Source organism: Pseudomaricurvus alkylphenolicus, from assembly GCF_011683955.1.
GTDB classification, from domain to species: Bacteria; Pseudomonadota; Gammaproteobacteria; order Pseudomonadales; family Cellvibrionaceae; genus Pseudomaricurvus; species Pseudomaricurvus alkylphenolicus.
Window position 1 is genome coordinate 742,984 of the sequence record NZ_JAAQPI010000001.1, and the last position, 15,735, is coordinate 758,718.

Genomic DNA, 15,735 nt, shown 5'->3' on the forward strand with positions numbered 1-15,735 from the left:
CCAAAATCTGAACCATGAGCAACCTCGATATAGCAAAAGTCGATCTCAATCTGCTGAAATCCCTGCGTGCATTGCTCTCGGAACGGCACGTCGGCCGAGCGGCAAAAAGCCTGCATGTCAGCCAGTCAGCCATGAGTCATACCCTGGCCAGATTGCGTGACACCTTCGACGATCCACTGTTCGTACGCACCGCCACCGGTCTGGAACCGACATCGCGTGCTTTGGCGCTGGCCCCCAAGCTGACTACGATACTCGACGATATCAGCTCCATGCTGACGCCGGAGAGCTTCGACCCGGCTAATATCAAAACCCGTTTTCGCCTGCACACACACAGTTTTATTCTAGCCAGTTACCTGGCACCGTTTTTCCATAAAATGCATCTGCTGGCTCCCAATCTTATTTTCGAAACCAGCGGTTTTTCAGAATACAGTTACCAGCAGCTGGACAAAGGCAATGTTGATCTGATTGTGGCCGCCGGGCTGCAGGCACCATCGCGCTATATGCAGCGGCGCATCGTAGAGGAAGATCGCGTATGTCTGGTGGACGAGAAGCATCCGGCGCAAAGCCACTGGGGGCCGGACATTTTTCTTAACTACCCGCACGTGAAGAACACGCTGCTGGACGACAAGGAAGATCCCATCGCTGTTGGTTTGCGGGAACATAAACTGCCGGCGCGTACCATAGGCTTTTATACCGACGACATGCTGGCCCAAGCAGTCGTACTCAAGGACTCTGAGCTAATCGCCACACTGCCCAGGTCCATAGCCGAGATCGGCCACAGGCAGTTTGGGCACTCTATTCTGCCCTGCCCTTTCGAATTGCCCAACGTGGTGATCAAAGCCATCTGGCATGAACGCAGCCAGAATGATCAGGTCCACCAGTGGTTACGAGAACAACTGGCGTCGGGTTTGTAAGTCCTGTACATCACCGCTTCCGGCATCCATGCCTCCCGCGGCATACCGTACATCCTGTACATAAAAGACCGCGAGCTGGAACACCAGCCCACGGAAACCACTTTACGTGCAGACCGCCTCAGAATTTGTACCCCAGCGTCACGCCCACCTGGCGGGGGGCATTATAAGTAACGAATTCCTGGCCACCACAACCGGCACAATCCATAAAGCCAATACCCCGAAGAACATTGCCTTCCTGAACTTCGTCCGTCAGGTTGGTTGCAAACAACTCGGCAGTGAACTTCTCTTCCTGGCTTGTCCAATGCAAGCGTAGATTAACGTTGGTATAGTCGTCCGCACGATCCCCTTCGCGATTCAGGAATGCATAGTAAATCTCGTCGGTGTAGGAGCCTTCCAGTCGCAGACGCAGGCTTCCGCTGTTGAAATCCCAGTTACCCGTAACGCCGAGACTGTAAGTCAGCTCTGGGGATCGCGTGAGTTCATTGCCCGAATAGTCTTCGTCAATGCCGTCACCATTGACATCGAACACCAGCGTTTCGTACTCGCTGTCCATAAAGCCGGCGCTGGCATCGATGGCCCAAATCTCGCTAAGCAACGCCTGCAGCTCTACCTCTAAACCGTTGACGGTGGCCTCACCGGCATTACCCGCCGCGGGGCCACTGTTCTGGAATACCTGGAATTGCAGGTCGGAATAATCATTGGTATATGCCGAGACATTCAGCTGTAAACGGTCATCCAAGAGTCTCGATTTGAGTCCCACTTCCAATGTATCGACAAATTCGGGGTCGTATACGGCGTCGCGACCAGCAGACACGATGGCGACCTGATTGATGCCACCACTCTTATAACCGCGAGCGAGGGAGGCGTATAGCATGGAGTCTTCCGAGAATTTCCAGTCGAAGGACAGCTTTCCGGTGACTTCCTGCGAGTCCACAGCGACTTCGTCGACGAACTCCGGTCCAAACAGAATATTTTTGTTCGTGCCTTCCTTTTCATCATCGGTATAACGTAACCCCAAGGTCACAGCGACCTTATCGTTGATATCGTAAGTCCCCTGTGCGAACACGGCCCAGGAAGTCGTTTCGACATCGCCGCCCAGTTTGACACCCGCTTCGGTGCCATTCAAACCGGCAATGATGTCAAATCGGCTTTCGTAGAAAGTTGAGTAGCGGGTTCCCTTTTCCTTAAAGTAGTAGAGACCGCCGATCCAGCGCAGATCCCCTCCGGTATCGGAAATCAACTGGATTTCCTGGGAAAACTGTTCCGCATTTTCCGTCAGTACCAGCTCGCCCAGCGCCTTTTCAGAACTGTCGGTATCCTGATGAGATTCAAACTCCGATTCGCCGTAGGCAGTGATGGATTTAATGGAGAAATTATCGAAATCCCAATCCAGGGTGCCTGAAACCAGAACAAACTCATTGTCCTGAGACTCTCTTAGACCTTTTGCTTCTTTGAAGGGGCGCTGGTCATTAACCAAGGTCTCGCCATCCAGTACAAAATCCACGGTGCCGGGAATGGGAGGGCCTGCCAGGGTTTGAGGATAGGCCTCTCGCACCTCGGCCTGAGTGCCGACGCCGCCGTTTTTGACGTAACTGGCAGACAGCAGAAAACTCGCCGAATCATTGATATCGAACGACACGTGGCTCCGGAGTCCGTAGTTGTCGGCGTCGTTGGCATCGGTTCCGCCTGGCACGGAATTTTCCGTATAGCCGTCGCGCTCTTCGTTAAAGGCAACCACTCGTGCACTCACGCTTTCGCTGATTGGTAAGTTAACCGCGCCCCTGATCTGACGCAAGTTGTAGTCGCCCAGCGTCGCCTCTATTTCCCCTTCAAACTCGTCCCCGGGTTTGCGGGTAATCAGATTAATCGAGCCTCCCGTTGCATTACGCCCGTAGAGCGTACCCTGAGGACCGCGCAACACTTCCACCCGCTCAGTATCAAATGCAGTGAACAAGGAGCCTACCGGGCGGCCTATATAGACGCCGTCGAGATGCATGGCGACGCCAGGATCACCACCGGCTGTAGTATTTTCCATCCCGATGCCACGAATGGCCACGAAAGCCACCGGACCAAAATTTCCGAACTGCAACGAGGGCACCATATAGCTAAGGTCGTTAACACCATCGAAGCCGCTGGTCTCCAGCGCCGATTCATCCAGGGCACTTACGGCAATGGGTATCTCCTGCATGTTTTCGGCACGTTTTTGTGCGGTTACCACTACCTCCTCAAGAGCCAGTTCTGCACTGACCCCGGCACCATGTAACAGGAAACAGGCAGGAATCGCGGCCAATGTAGTCCTACGAATGGACAAACTCAGGCTATCTCTCAGCATTGCTTTCTCCTCAATAGAGTCGATTTATTATTGTTGGGTATCTCAACGGTTTGTGTTCATTCAAGTTAGTAGAGAACAAACATTAATTGTAGTGAAGAGGGTGCATTAGCATTATGAGTGAAATTAATAATGCCGGAGGGCCTGAACTATAGAGGCGCGCCACAGAACGAGGGACAAAAGCGCCTCAGGAGTGCATTAAAATCGGAGATAAGTGCATTTCTTTAACTGCCCTGAGAGATTATGGGACCCGTGCATTCCTCCACTCTTTCTCAACTCTGTTGTCCGCAAATTGGAAACAATGCGACTCCTTTCCTGGTAATTGTAGCTCCATCGCCCGCCAATTATAGTAAGTGACACCATCAAAAACTGAACCCAAAACAAGCACTGGGCAGATGGTTGAGACGAGAGAATCGACTACAACTAATAGAGAAGACGGATAATAAGAGGCTGAAACATGCGAGCGATGAATAAAACCCTGTTACAGAAAAGCACCTTATGTTGCGCGATAGCGCTGTGTACTGCTACCACCGATGCGGCAGTACTGGAAGAGGTTGTGGTAACCGCAACCAAACGCGCGGAGAGTATCCAGGATGTACCGGTTTCGGTGGCGGCGGTATCGGCAGAGCGTATGGATAAGATGGGCATCAGCGATATGGAAGACTTGTCCATCGTGATCCCCAACTTCGAGATTAACAGCGCCGCCATTATGCCCAATTTGTATATCCGAGGTTTGGGCGGCGGCTTGGCTCACTCCATTGAACAATCCGTGGGGCGCTTTGTCGACGATGTCTATATCAGCCGGGCAGCCATCAACTTTCATCCGTTTATGGATGTCGCTGGCGTGGAGGTATTGCGAGGCCCACAGGGAACCCTGTTTGGGAAAAATACATTGGCCGGCGCCATGGTTATGCGCACAGGGGATCCCACCGATGAGTTTGAAGCGGGCATCGATCTCTCCGTCGGCGATTACAGCACAACCGGAGGCAACAAAGAGGTATCCGGGTTTGTCTCCGGTCCCCTCTCGGAGAGTGTAAATGCCCGCCTGGCATTTATGTGGAAAGACAAGGACGGATTCTACGAAAACACGATGGAAGGGCCTGACGGCGCGGATCGGGAAGATAAAGGCATTCGGGTCAAATTTGACTGGGCGGTGTCGGACAGTACCACCGTTGGCCTGAAACTGGAGCATATGGAATATGACGAAGACGGCTCCGATACCGCAGAAACGAACGCCTTTGCCGGCGGCGATGCAGGATGGCAAGGTTTAGCTGCCAACGCCGGTGCCGCCAACCCCGAACTGGTCAGCGCAAATCTGGATTGGGTGATTCACGTTGACTGTAGTGATGCGAACGCTGCACCCGGCCCCCAGGCTGGCCAGAGTATTGGCGCCTTCTGCCCTTTCCGAGATCAGGAATCCGACAATATTACGCTGGATATCGAGCATGACATCGAGGGAGGGACCATTAAGCTTATTTCCGCCTATCAGACCTATGACTATACCCATGGTTTTCACGGCGCCGACATGGGTGCGGTCAATATGTTTCGAGCCATTCGGGCGGAAGAGTTCTCGGGCTTTAGCCAGGAAATTCGCTTTACCTCCGAGCCAAACGACAACTTCGACTATATTGTTGGCCTTTACTACGAAGACAGTAACATCGAACGGGATCAAACCTCACACTTGAACCTGCCCGGTGGTCCTTTCATGACCGAAGAAGAACCCTGGGAGCAAGATACGGAAACCCTCGCGGTGTTCGGTCAGTTTCGCTGGAGCTTTGCCGACTCCTGGACTGCTATCGTTGGCGGACGTTGGGCAACTGAGGACAAGGAGTTCACGTTTGACCGCTGGTATAACGAATATCAAACCAACAATTTTTTGTTCAGTGAGGTCGTTGGCAAGAATGAAGACCGAACCGAGAAGAAATTCACCCCTTCCTTTACTTTGCAATGGGATGTGAATGAGGACATCAACCTGTTTGCAAACCTGTCGCGAGGTCACAAAACCGGCGGTTTCAGTGACCGCGTAGACGAGCAGGAAACGGATATCGAATTTGATGCCGAAGTGGTCGACTCATTTGAACTGGGCGCCAAGACCTATTGGCTCGATGGTGCCCTCTCGATGAATCTCACCTACTACTACATGGAGATTGAAGGCCTGCAGCTGTCCACTCAAATCGAGGGCACGGTGGCAAACTTTAAGGTGGACAACGCGGCTGATACCACCAGTACCGGCCTGGAGTTCGAACTGAATTGGGCTCTTAATGACAACTGGTTGGTGGGTGGTAACTACTCCTACACCGACGCCACCTATGATGAATTTGTCGGCGCCGGCGATTGCCCGGGAAAATATGAAAATGCCGAGGGCGTTTGCGACCTGGGCGGGTTGCCATTGCAGTATGCACCGGAGAACAAAGGCTCACTGTTTCTGGAATACTCGGCGGATTCGGTTTTGAACGGCTGGAGTTTCAGCGCAAGAGGCGATATCTCGTTTACAGACGATCAGTACACGGATATCTCTTACTTCGACACCGTTATGCAGGAAGCCTATGAGACGGTTAATGCCAGTGTTCGTTTAATATCGCCTGATGAAAACTACACAGTCTCACTCATCGGTAAAAATCTGACGGAGGAGGAAATCATGGCCTGGGGCGTGCCATCCGGTCCGAATATTCTGGCCGCCATGAGTGCCCCCCGCGAGCTGATTTTGAAATTGGCCATGCGTTTCTAAGGGCCTGAAGGCCCGACAGAAAGCTATTGAAATCGATAACAATAGGGTTGTAATACGAATGAACAGATTGAATGGAAAAGTCGCCGTGGTAACCGGTGCTGCGCAAGGCATCGGAGCGGCTTACGCAGAGGGTTTGGCTTCTGAAGGCGCAAAGGTGGTGGTTGCCGATTTGGCAGACACCTCTGCGGTTGTCAACGCGATCAATGAGGCCGGTGGCAGCGCCATTGGCTGCCAAACAGATGTCACCGACAATCAGTCTTTGGCCGCCATGCTGGAAGTCACCGAGTCCGCCTTCGGCCCTGTCGAAATCCTGATTAATAACGCTGCCATTTTCGCCAGCCTGACCCTCAAGCCGTTTACTGAGATCGATGAGGAGGAGTGGGATGCTGTGATGCGGGTGAATGTCCGCGGGCCTTTTCAGTGTGCCAAAACGCTGGTGCCCAGTATGCGCAGGAACGGTCGCGGCAAGATCATTAACATTGCCTCGGGCACTTTCCTGAGGGGAGCCCCTATGTTCTGCCACTATGTTTCTTCGAAGGGTGCCATTGTCGGCCAGACCCGTGCATTGGCTGCCGAGGTGGGTGCTGACAATATTCATGTCAATTGCATTTTGGTGGGCTTGACGGAAAGCGAGGGGGTAAAGGAGCACAAGCAGCTGGCCGCCATCAAAGCGCCCACATTGGCAAACCGAGTGCTTAAACGCGCCATGGTGCCGGAGGACCTGCTCGGCACCATGTATTTTCTCGCCAGTGAGGACAGTGATTTTATCACCGGCCAGTGTGTCAATGTGGATGGCGGTGCGCTTAATTACTAATGGCACCAACCTTGTAGCAGCCCGCTCCGAGGGCGACCAACGGTGGCACACGATCGCGGTACCCGGTAAAGCGGGGCAGGCTCTCAGAGCCCGCTGCTACAGTAATCTGCCAGTCACAATCGAGAAAATACAAATATGACTATTCGAAAAACAGGTGAACTCGTACCGGAATTTGGATTCGAGCTTGTTAATGGTGGCCACTGGAACAGCCGCGATATCGTGCCAGGGAGCTTTACGCTCCTGACGGTATATCGTGGTAAATGGTGCCCACATTGCAAGAATCAACTTACCGAACTTGACCAACTGAATGGAGACTTTGCCGAACGAGGAGTCGCCACCTTAGCGGTCAGCGCGGACACTCGGGTCAGAGCGGAGTCAACGATTACTGAGTTGGGTTTGGACAGGTTGACCATGGGTTACGAGATACCCATCGACCGAGCACGAGATCTGGGGTTGTTTATTTCAAGCCAGGTCAAGGATGAAGAGATGCCGCTCTTTTGTGAACCCGGCTCCTTCTTGATCGACGCTGACTCCAGAGTATTTGCAGCTTGGATCGCCTCGAACGCCTTTGCAAGGACGGCACCCAGGGACATACTCGCTTACGTTGACTTTATCTCGGAAAAGAAGGGAAGGCCGCCGCGGGGCTCTGCATAAAGAAACTTGGTATAAGAAACTTCTGTATAGAAATTCACTGCGACATAAGGAGTGAAGATGAGCAAATCTGTAGGTACTGAACAATCACTGGGTAATGTGCTCAATACCGGCGTCTTTGGTATAGCGTTAGTGCTGGCAATCTCCGCCGCCTGCATCGCTCCGTTTGGGCATCACGTATTTGTCGATTGGGTGGCGACCGCTTTTATGGCGGCTACGCCCGCCCAGGTGATATTGGGGCTGTTGTGGCACAACAACAAACCGGACTTTATCGGAAAGCTCAGCCAGCCCTATAAGGGCATCGCCCTGACAGCAATCAGCATAGGCATCGGAGCCCTGGTTCTGGGATTGGTAATGTTCCTGGTCGGCGGAGGACATGGACCAACGCCTATGGTGATTCAATATTTCATTATGACCATTGTCGTTGTGGTGTGGATGATTCCAGTGTGGCAATGCTGGCCCTTGAACTTGTTGAGCAACAACCCGGTAGTTATCGGGTGCCTCACCTTTATCTTCTCTTACCTGCTGGCCTATGTTCTCTGGCGTGTATTCTTTGACTACAGCGTGCTTGGCAGCATGGGCCACCCTCACTACTACGAGGATATCGATCCGAAGGGCCTGATTGACCTGTGGACGGCTATCATCTTTTTTGTCACCTGCGTGAGTGTGATTATTGTTCATATGTTGCTGGAATTCTGGCCTGTCAATAAACTCGCGGGCAATGCGGTCCAGCCGCTTCGCGGCATCATCGCGACACTGTATGTGCTGGTTGTTGCCACCATCATCCGCACACTCTTTATCGATGGCCTGGGCATGCAACCCGTGGATTATATGATACGTGTGCCTGTGTGTATGATCTTCGGCACCTTCCTGGTCAACAACATGATGCAGTTCTCGCTATTCCCCAGCGCAAAACAACCGGTGAGAGGTCTGCTTCTTATCCTCTCTGCGGCGGTAGTCGCCGTTATCACCTATGAGCTCTATCGTTGGGCATCGACACTGCACACCGGATCTGAGTTGGGAGCCGGCCCCTCGAACGGATTTGCTCAAGAGCTCTGGATCGCCTCTGCCATGTTGGGTGTTACCTTCCCCATTATCTTTGTGGTATCGGGTTTTTTCGGGTTTTGGCCTATCGTACGCAAACCAACCGAAGTAACCGGCGAAACCGAAGCACAGGCCTGACTCCCTTAATGAAATCAATAGGCTCATTCAATTGAAAGGACGATAACACTATGGGCATAGTAACCCCAACCAACAAAGAAGTAACCGCCTTTAGGGGATTACACCTCTACCATGCAGCGCTGTCCAATTGCTCAATGAGAGTGCGCATGGTTCTGGAGGAAAAGAAGCTTCCCTGGGAAAACCATCACCTCGACATCACCAAAAAGGAACATATTACTCCGGAGTACTTCGGCATAAACCCCAACGGAGTCGTGCCGACACTGGTCCATGACGGTGTTGTGATTATCGAGTCGGACGACATTATTGATCACATCGATCAATCCTTTCCTGAACCACCTTTGCGCCCGGAGCACCCGGAAGATCTGGAGAAAATGTACTGGTGGATGCACTCTGCCGTTGAGATTCACGTGAAGGGTGTCAAGACGTTTATCTATTACCACAAGATGCAGGGAAAGATGCGGCAGACTGAGGAACAGAAGCAAGCCTATGAAAAGCTGCAAACCAATCAGGAGCTAATCAAGTTTCACCAACACAGCAGCGAAGGTTTTACAGAGGAAGAGGCGATCGCTGCAGAAAAAACACTTGACCGATTCTTTGTAGAAGCCGATTCGATTTTGGAAAACCACCAATGGCTGGTAGGCGATAGGTTTACCCTGGCAGATATCACCTGGGTGCCATTGCACTTTACACTGGCTGGCGCGGGCTATGATTTTAACCGTTATCCAGCCGTGCAGGCATGGGCTGATCGCATCCGCGAAAGAGAGTGCTTTAAAAAAGGCGTACTCGAATGGTGCCCGAAATTCTAATAATGAACGGCACTATTGCACTATTCCCTGTAGCAGCCCGCTCCGAGGGCGACAGTCCGTGGGACACTGTCGCGGTCAGAGCCCGCTGCTACGGGGCGGGTGCCGATGCCGATGCCGGTGCCGATGCCGGTGAAGGTGAAGGTGCCATTTATCATGATTATCAAATTTCTGTAAGACCTATTAAGGAATAAGAGAATGCTGGAACTTTATCATCACGGTTCTTCTGTTTGTGCCGCCAAGGTGCGCTGGGCAATGGTTCTGAAAGACCTGGAATTCGAAGCCCACTATATTGATATTCTCAAGGGTGAACAGTTCGATCCGGAATACAAAAAAATCAATCCCAAGGCAGTGGTCCCCAGTCTGATTCATGACGGCAATATCATTAACGAATCCACTGTAATTATGGAATACCTTGACCTGGCTTTTCCCGAAAAGCAGCTCACGCCAGAAAACCCACTGGAATACGTAAAAACCCGTTATTGGACCAAAGCACTGGACGAACTCTTACACCCCGCGTGCGGCACACTGACCTTCGCCAGCTCTCATCGCCATATTGTAAAAAAGAACCTCAGTGAAGAAGAACTGGCTGAATTCCTGGCTGGCACCCCGGAGCACTCGGTGACCGTAGACTGGGCAGATTACAAGAAACAGATCGTGAAGTATGGATTCGAAGCACCGGGCGTAGCTGACAAAGTCCGCCTGTATGACAAGTATCTGCAGCAGATGAACGAGGACTTGAAAAACAGCAAGTGGCTGGCCAGCGAGGAATTCGGTCTGGCAGATGTATCGCTGACCCCTTACGTCAATCGCGTCGCCATGATGGGGATGAACGGCTGGTGGGAAGACCGTCTGCCCTATTTGGAAGACTGGTGGGCTCGCATTCAGGATATCCCCACCTTTCAATCTGCCATTCTGGATTGGTGCCCTGAGGGGCTGACTAATGATCTGATGACCTTTGGCAGCCAAAGCTGGCCGGACGTCAAAGAGATCATTGGCACATAACCGCAAACACTGTTCTGCTAAGAGAGGTAATTAAAAATGGGAGATAGCACATCGGTAATGGGGCACTGGGTTAACCACTCTTATGCCCCCGCCAGCGACGGTGGTGTAATGGAGTCCCTGAATCCGCTGGATGACAGCGTATTCGCAAAGGTCGCCGAAGGTACTCCGGAGGATATTGATAAGGCCGTACAGGCGGCCCACGAGGCGTTTGGCTCCTACAAAGACAGCAGCACCAACGAACGAGAAGCCTGGCTTTGCAAAGCAGCGGAACTGTTGGAGCAGCGCAGGGAAGAATTTATTCGGTTACTGATGGAAGAAGGTGGCTCGACACGAAAGAAAGCCACGTTCGAAACCAATAAGTCCATTTCCTTTATTCGGGCGGCAGTCGGCATGGTACGGCATGTCAGTGGTAAGACATTACCTTCTGATTACCCGGGCCGAATCAGCATGACCTGGCGCAGCCCCAGGGGGGTGGTAGCGGTCATTACTCCCTTTAACGTGCCTCTGATCAAAGCCAGCCGTCTGTGCGCAAATGCACTGGCGACCGGTTGCACCGTGGTACTGCTACCGTCAGAAGAGCATCCGGTAATATCACTGAAATTCGCAGAACTCTTAAAGGATGCAGGATTTCCCGCAGGTACAATAAACGTGGTAACCGGTAACGGCTACAACATCGGTGACAGTTTAACCGCACACCCACTGGTTAAGGCAGTGTCATTTACCGGTTCAACGGTAGTGGGAAAACACATCCAAAAACTGTGTGCGGAACATAACAAGCACGTGACTTTGGAGTTGGGCGGCAAAAATCCACTGGTAATCATGAATGATGCCAATCTGCAGAAAGCCGTCGAAGGGGCAGTTCGCGGTATCTTTATGCATCAGGGGCAAGCTTGTGTCAGTTCAAGTCGCGTCTATGTCCATAGAGATATCTACCCAAAATTCGTTGAAATCTACGCGAAAGTGGTCAGCGGACTGGGTATGGGCGACCTCGACGATCCCGAGACGATTATTGGTCCTATCATTAGCGACAGACAACGGCAGCGTGTTAAACGTCATATCGAGGACGCCAGGGACAAAGGAGCAACAATCGCTGCTGGAGGCAATTGGGAGGGAAACCGATGTGCAGCAACTGTGCTGCTGGACGTTACCTCAGATATGGCCGCCTTTCGAGAAGAAACCTTCGGTCCGGTTGTGAGTGTTTACCCGTTCGATGACTTTGATGACGTCATGCGAGAAGCAAATGACACCAGCTACGGATTAAGTGCCGCTATCTACACCAGTGATATTGAACTCGCCATGAAGTATGCCAAGGGAATCGAAGCTGGAATGGTACACATTAACAGCCCATCCATTACGGACGAAGCCCATGTTCCTTTTGGCGGTGTTGGCGACAGTGGCTTCGGCAGAGAAGGCACAGAGGCGGATCTTGAGGCATTTACTGAATTGAAGTGGGTCACGATTCAAGCCTGAGAAAAAGCGTTCTTCGCAGACTTTGTTACATCGCTCTTTCCAATCTTGATCGATGGAGGGTTTCCGACGGAAGCTCTCCAAATTCATTGCGAAAATCCTTGGAAAAGTTACTGAGATGAAAGAATCCCCAGCGAGCAGCGATATCGCCAATCACAGCAGACTGTGGTGTGGCATTGAGCAGATCCGCACGCACCTTGGAGAGTCGTATTTTCTTGACATAGTGCATGGGACGAATTCCCAGCCAATCCTTGAAACCGGCCTGTAGGCTACGAGACGAGACCCCGGATACTTTCTCCAGACAAGACATATTGAGTTCTTGGTCTGCATGTTCATGGATAAAGTCCACAGCTTTACGCAGGTGCTTAGGCAGCAATGTATAGTCTTGGTCTACCGGTGTCTCTACTTCAAAATTGGGTACCAGATCATCAAACTGATTCCAGAGTGCTTTCTCCAAACAACGAATCACAACGTCCTGACGAAGATGAGCATTCTGTTCTTCGTCCAGAGATCGGTACAGTGTGCCCAGTATTGATAGAAATATCCGATACTTGGGATCGAGTAGGTCCAGCAACACGGGCAACTTGCCCGCGGCTGCATTCAATAACATGTCCGTGCAATATCCAAATAACTGCTGATAGTGTTCCTCGGATAAGGTTGCTACCAGTACAACACTGTTTTTGCTGCGAATAATGTCCGGCGTATCTCTGATCTTAACGAGCAACCCCTGGGACGGAGCCGTGGATATCTCGCCAGAAGGCGTCTTCATGGAAAGGTGTCCGCAAATCGGAATAGCTACAGTAAAGTACGACACTGGATTAACCAGTTTAAGTCGAGTTGGAACATTGTTAAAAACTACGGCTAACTGAGAAAAGCTCAGTTTCGCCCGGTATATTTCAAGGTGATTGTCTGGACTTTTTTCAAGGGGCTGCATCGTGCGATTGCCCGCCATCCTGGAAACAAGCGACGAACCCAACTCAAAATTTGACCCACTGTAAATACAGTACTTCCTCATCGGCAGATGATCGGTGTCCAGGCTGAGTAACTGACACAGGCGGTTATCGAATTCCAGCCCCATCTCTGCCGGATCTACACGAGGTGAATAGTGACTCTCGATAAACTGTTCCATAATTAATGTCGGTTTTTGGATAAGCGGCTTCGGATTAAGGATAACCCTGTATGTATCGATACTATACCATTATTAGAACTCGGAATAGAGTCGTTACCAAGCGTAAGACGAAACATTGAACTCATTTTGCGAACGCTAAGAACATCATTTGGAAACGGCCTTCTGACATAACGAATCTCAGCAATGGGATGACGAGGTAAATAGGGTTACTTATAAAAGCAAGAGGAAAGTTCCGTGAAGTTCGAAAACAAATTCTCGAAACCCACTGCGTTAATAGCCTTGACCGGTTTGACGCTTATCCCCAATGCGCCCGCACATGCTGTGCTGGAAGAGGTAATAGTCACTGCACAAAAGCGGGCTGAATCACTGCAGGATGTGCCCGTTGCAGTGAGTGCATTTACCGGCGACACCATGAAAACGCTGGGCGTTTCAAATGCTACGGATTTGGTGAATATCACCCCGGGTTTTTCATCCGGCGCTCAAGCGGGTTCCAACAAGAATTACTTTCTCCGAGGCGTCGGAACCAGTGACGTTCATTTGACGGCGGCCTCCGCAGTCGGTCAGTATTTTGATGGCATCACTCTGACCAGCGGTTTTCATGCAAAAGCGGCTCTGTTCGATATGGAACGGGTAGAAATTCTCAAAGGGCCTCAGAATACGCTCTTTGGTCTTAATACCACCGGGGGAGCAGTCAATTACATCAGCAACAAACCACAGATTGGCGAAGGTACCAACGGCAGTGTCAACCTGAAATTGGGTAACAACAATCATATTGAGGCCGATCTTGCGGTCGGTTTCGACATAACGGATACGCTGGCTGCCAGGGTCGCGTTCCAATCGATTGACGACGACGGTGCCTTTAAGTCCGTTAGTAATGGCGAACGCTATGGCGATGATGACACCAAAACCGGCCGCGTCACCCTTCTCTGGCAACCCGCCGTCGATACGACAGTCACTTTTAATGTGCATGGGTTGAAATCAGACAATAACAGTACTTCTATTCGCGCAATGGGCAGTCGCTCGCCGGATGGTTCCGGCGGACTCTGCGCAGATGCGCCAACGGGCATCATTGATTTTGAAGATAACACCAATTGTCTGAGTCGAGACGGCGGTGGCACCGGTGAACCCGCGTCAGACCCCTCTACCGGCGATTGGGAAAAAAGCGCGCAAGATATTGGCTTCGAGGATCTGGATACCAAAGGTGCTTACTTAAAGATTGACTACGACCTGCCCTGGGCCACATTTAACTCTATTACCTCTTGGGATAACCTTCAATTTCGCAATGCCAACGACAATGATGGGGGCGACACACTGGGCTTACAGTCCTATCAGGAGGATGACCGGGATACGTTCCAGCAGGAGTTCCGTTTGATCTCTGAAGGGGACGGCAACTTCCGCTGGATTGCCGGTGTGTATTACCTTAAAGACGATGCAGAGTCTTTCACAGGACTGCGGGGAGCACGCGGTGCGTTTCGTAACGGCTCGCAAATTCCCAACATCCAGCTGGACCACACCAAGGAAAACCTGGGTATTTATTTTCAAGGCGAATACGACATCTCCGATGTAATCACTCTGACGGCCGGTGTGCGCTGGTCCGATGAGGAAATCGAGGGGGATTACTTGCCCTCTTCACCCAGCGTAGCCGGTGAGCCAACGTCAAACCTGTACTTCAAAGATGAAGTACAGGCTTTAGTGGCTGCTCAGAACCCGGGCACTGCGGGGTTTGACTCCAACGGTTACGAAATTGCGCGGCAAATCACGCAGGAACTGTCCAACGAAGATATAGGATATACCATTAAGTTGGACTGGAAGATCACCGACAACTCGTTGGTCTATATCAGTAACTCCCGCGGCTTCAAGGGCTCTGCCCTGGATATCCGCCCGGTATACGCGCTCGTGCCCATTGCCAATGTGGTGTCTTCATTGGAAGAAACGCGGCTGGATCCGGAGTCACTGGATGTCTGGGAAATCGGTTTTAAGGGCGACTTCTGGGATAACCGGATTCAATTTGATGCCGCCGCGTTTTACTACATCTATGAGGATCTACAGCAGTTCGTAACCGCCAGGGGCGTGCCTATTCTCGACAACGCACCCGAGTCTGAAATCAAGGGCTTCGACGCCAACATCAAGTACGGCAGTGATAACGGTTTTTACCTACAGGCGGGAGTTTCCCTGCTGGATACCGAAGTGACTGAATCAGGCGACAGCACCTTTATTGAAGGCGCAGAGCTTGCCAGCTCACCTGAAATATCCTTTAACCTGCTGGCCTCTCAGGAGTACGAACTGGAAAGCGGCGGTCTGCTGACTTTTACTGCCAACGCGTCCCATACTGGTGAACAGGTCAAGGTCACCGCGACAACGGGAAACAATCAGGTCGTCGACCAGCTTAGTGTTGATGCCTACACCTTATTGAACGCAAACCTCAGCTATCGGTTTGGTGACGAGCAGCAATACAACCTGTCGGTGTATGGTAACAACCTGACCAACGAGCACTTTTGCGGTGCTGTGTTGATCAACGACGGTAACGCCATATTGGGCGATAGCACCAACACAAGGACACATATGCATATGAATGCCCTTTGCCGAGTGACCAACGCATCTACGCGAACCTACGGTATTTCTTTTGGTATTGAGTTTTGAGCGGTCAGTACTCGCAATAGCCTCGCTCGGGTCCCGCCCGGAATTCCGGGAGACACGGGGCCTGCTTTTTTGA

12 protein-coding genes are annotated in these 15,735 nt (G+C 51.6%); 10 read left to right on the plus strand and 2 right to left on the minus strand.

The annotated features are described in order from the left end of the window. Positions 1-14: 14 nt before the first annotated feature. Positions 15-914, plus strand: coding sequence for a LysR family transcriptional regulator (locus HBA55_RS02935; RefSeq protein ID WP_166986810.1), 900 nt, complete (start codon positions 15-17; stop codon positions 912-914). Between the two features lie 118 nt (positions 915-1,032). Here HBA55_RS02935 and HBA55_RS02940 read toward each other — a convergent pair whose 3' ends face one another. Continuing rightward, on the minus strand, positions 1,033-3,246 hold the full coding sequence (locus HBA55_RS02940; RefSeq protein ID WP_166986813.1) for a TonB-dependent receptor: 2,214 nt from the start codon (positions 3,244-3,246) through the stop codon (positions 1,033-1,035). A gap of 454 nt (positions 3,247-3,700) precedes the next feature. Here HBA55_RS02940 and HBA55_RS02945 point away from each other — a divergent pair, with 454 nt between their 5' ends. From HBA55_RS02945 to HBA55_RS02980, 8 genes are all read left to right on the plus strand, one after another. Then, complete coding sequence (locus HBA55_RS02945; RefSeq protein ID WP_166986816.1) at positions 3,701-5,971, plus strand: TonB-dependent receptor; 2,271 nt, start codon at positions 3,701-3,703, stop codon at positions 5,969-5,971. 58 nt (positions 5,972-6,029) lie between these two features. Further along, complete coding sequence (locus HBA55_RS02950) at positions 6,030-6,785, plus strand: SDR family NAD(P)-dependent oxidoreductase (RefSeq protein ID WP_166986819.1); 756 nt, start codon at positions 6,030-6,032, stop codon at positions 6,783-6,785. Between the two features lie 135 nt (positions 6,786-6,920). Continuing rightward, on the plus strand, positions 6,921-7,439 hold the full coding sequence (locus HBA55_RS02955) for a redoxin domain-containing protein (RefSeq protein ID WP_166986822.1): 519 nt from the start codon (positions 6,921-6,923) through the stop codon (positions 7,437-7,439). 57 nt (positions 7,440-7,496) lie between these two features. Next, positions 7,497-8,618: a hypothetical protein gene (locus HBA55_RS02960; RefSeq protein WP_166986825.1), complete on the plus strand. Its 1,122-nt coding sequence runs from the start codon at positions 7,497-7,499 to the stop codon at positions 8,616-8,618. Between the two features lie 50 nt (positions 8,619-8,668). After that, positions 8,669-9,424, plus strand: a complete 756-nt coding sequence (locus HBA55_RS02965) for a glutathione S-transferase family protein (protein WP_166986828.1) — start codon at positions 8,669-8,671, stop codon at positions 9,422-9,424. Positions 9,425-9,426: 2 nt separating this feature from the next. Further along, positions 9,427-9,615, plus strand: coding sequence for a hypothetical protein (locus HBA55_RS02970; protein ID WP_166986831.1), 189 nt, complete (start codon positions 9,427-9,429; stop codon positions 9,613-9,615). 4 nt (positions 9,616-9,619) lie between these two features. Beyond that, positions 9,620-10,426 carry a glutathione S-transferase family protein gene (locus HBA55_RS02975; protein WP_166986834.1) on the plus strand — a complete coding sequence of 269 codons (807 nt, stop codon included), beginning with the start codon at positions 9,620-9,622 and terminating at the stop codon, positions 10,424-10,426. 36 nt (positions 10,427-10,462) lie between these two features. Then, positions 10,463-11,896 (plus strand): aldehyde dehydrogenase family protein, encoded by a 1,434-nt coding sequence (locus tag HBA55_RS02980; protein ID WP_166986837.1) that lies wholly within the window; start codon positions 10,463-10,465, stop codon positions 11,894-11,896. Positions 11,897-11,921: 25 nt separating this feature from the next. Here HBA55_RS02980 and HBA55_RS02985 read toward each other — a convergent pair whose 3' ends face one another. Next, a complete protein-coding gene (locus tag HBA55_RS02985; RefSeq protein WP_166986840.1) occupies positions 11,922-12,662 on the minus strand; it encodes an AraC family transcriptional regulator in 741 nt (246 codons plus the stop codon). A 594-nt stretch (positions 12,663-13,256) separates the two neighbouring features. Between HBA55_RS02985 and HBA55_RS02990 the strand changes: the two genes are divergently transcribed. After that, positions 13,257-15,662, plus strand: coding sequence for a TonB-dependent receptor domain-containing protein (locus HBA55_RS02990; protein WP_206019491.1), 2,406 nt, complete (start codon positions 13,257-13,259; stop codon positions 15,660-15,662). Positions 15,663-15,735 lie beyond the last annotated feature (73 nt).

Coding starts and splice junctions, on each gene's coding strand:
- HBA55_RS02960 (WP_166986825.1), top strand. CDS start 7,497: ATGAGCAAATCTGTAGGTACTGAACAATCACTGGGTAATGTGCTCAAT.
- HBA55_RS02970 (WP_166986831.1), top strand. CDS start 9,427: ATGAACGGCACTATTGCACTATTCCCTGTAGCAGCCCGCTCCGAGGGC.
- HBA55_RS02980 (WP_166986837.1), top strand. CDS start 10,463: ATGGGAGATAGCACATCGGTAATGGGGCACTGGGTTAACCACTCTTAT.
- HBA55_RS02935 (WP_166986810.1), top strand. CDS start 15: ATGAGCAACCTCGATATAGCAAAAGTCGATCTCAATCTGCTGAAATCC.
- HBA55_RS02955 (WP_166986822.1), top strand. CDS start 6,921: ATGACTATTCGAAAAACAGGTGAACTCGTACCGGAATTTGGATTCGAG.
- HBA55_RS02965 (WP_166986828.1), top strand. CDS start 8,669: ATGGGCATAGTAACCCCAACCAACAAAGAAGTAACCGCCTTTAGGGGA.
- HBA55_RS02950 (WP_166986819.1), top strand. CDS start 6,030: ATGAACAGATTGAATGGAAAAGTCGCCGTGGTAACCGGTGCTGCGCAA.
- HBA55_RS02940 (WP_166986813.1), bottom strand. CDS start 3,246: ATGCTGAGAGATAGCCTGAGTTTGTCCATTCGTAGGACTACATTGGCC.
- HBA55_RS02975 (WP_166986834.1), top strand. CDS start 9,620: ATGCTGGAACTTTATCATCACGGTTCTTCTGTTTGTGCCGCCAAGGTG.
- HBA55_RS02945 (WP_166986816.1), top strand. CDS start 3,701: ATGCGAGCGATGAATAAAACCCTGTTACAGAAAAGCACCTTATGTTGC.
- HBA55_RS02985 (WP_166986840.1), bottom strand. CDS start 12,662: ATGAAGACGCCTTCTGGCGAGATATCCACGGCTCCGTCCCAGGGGTTG.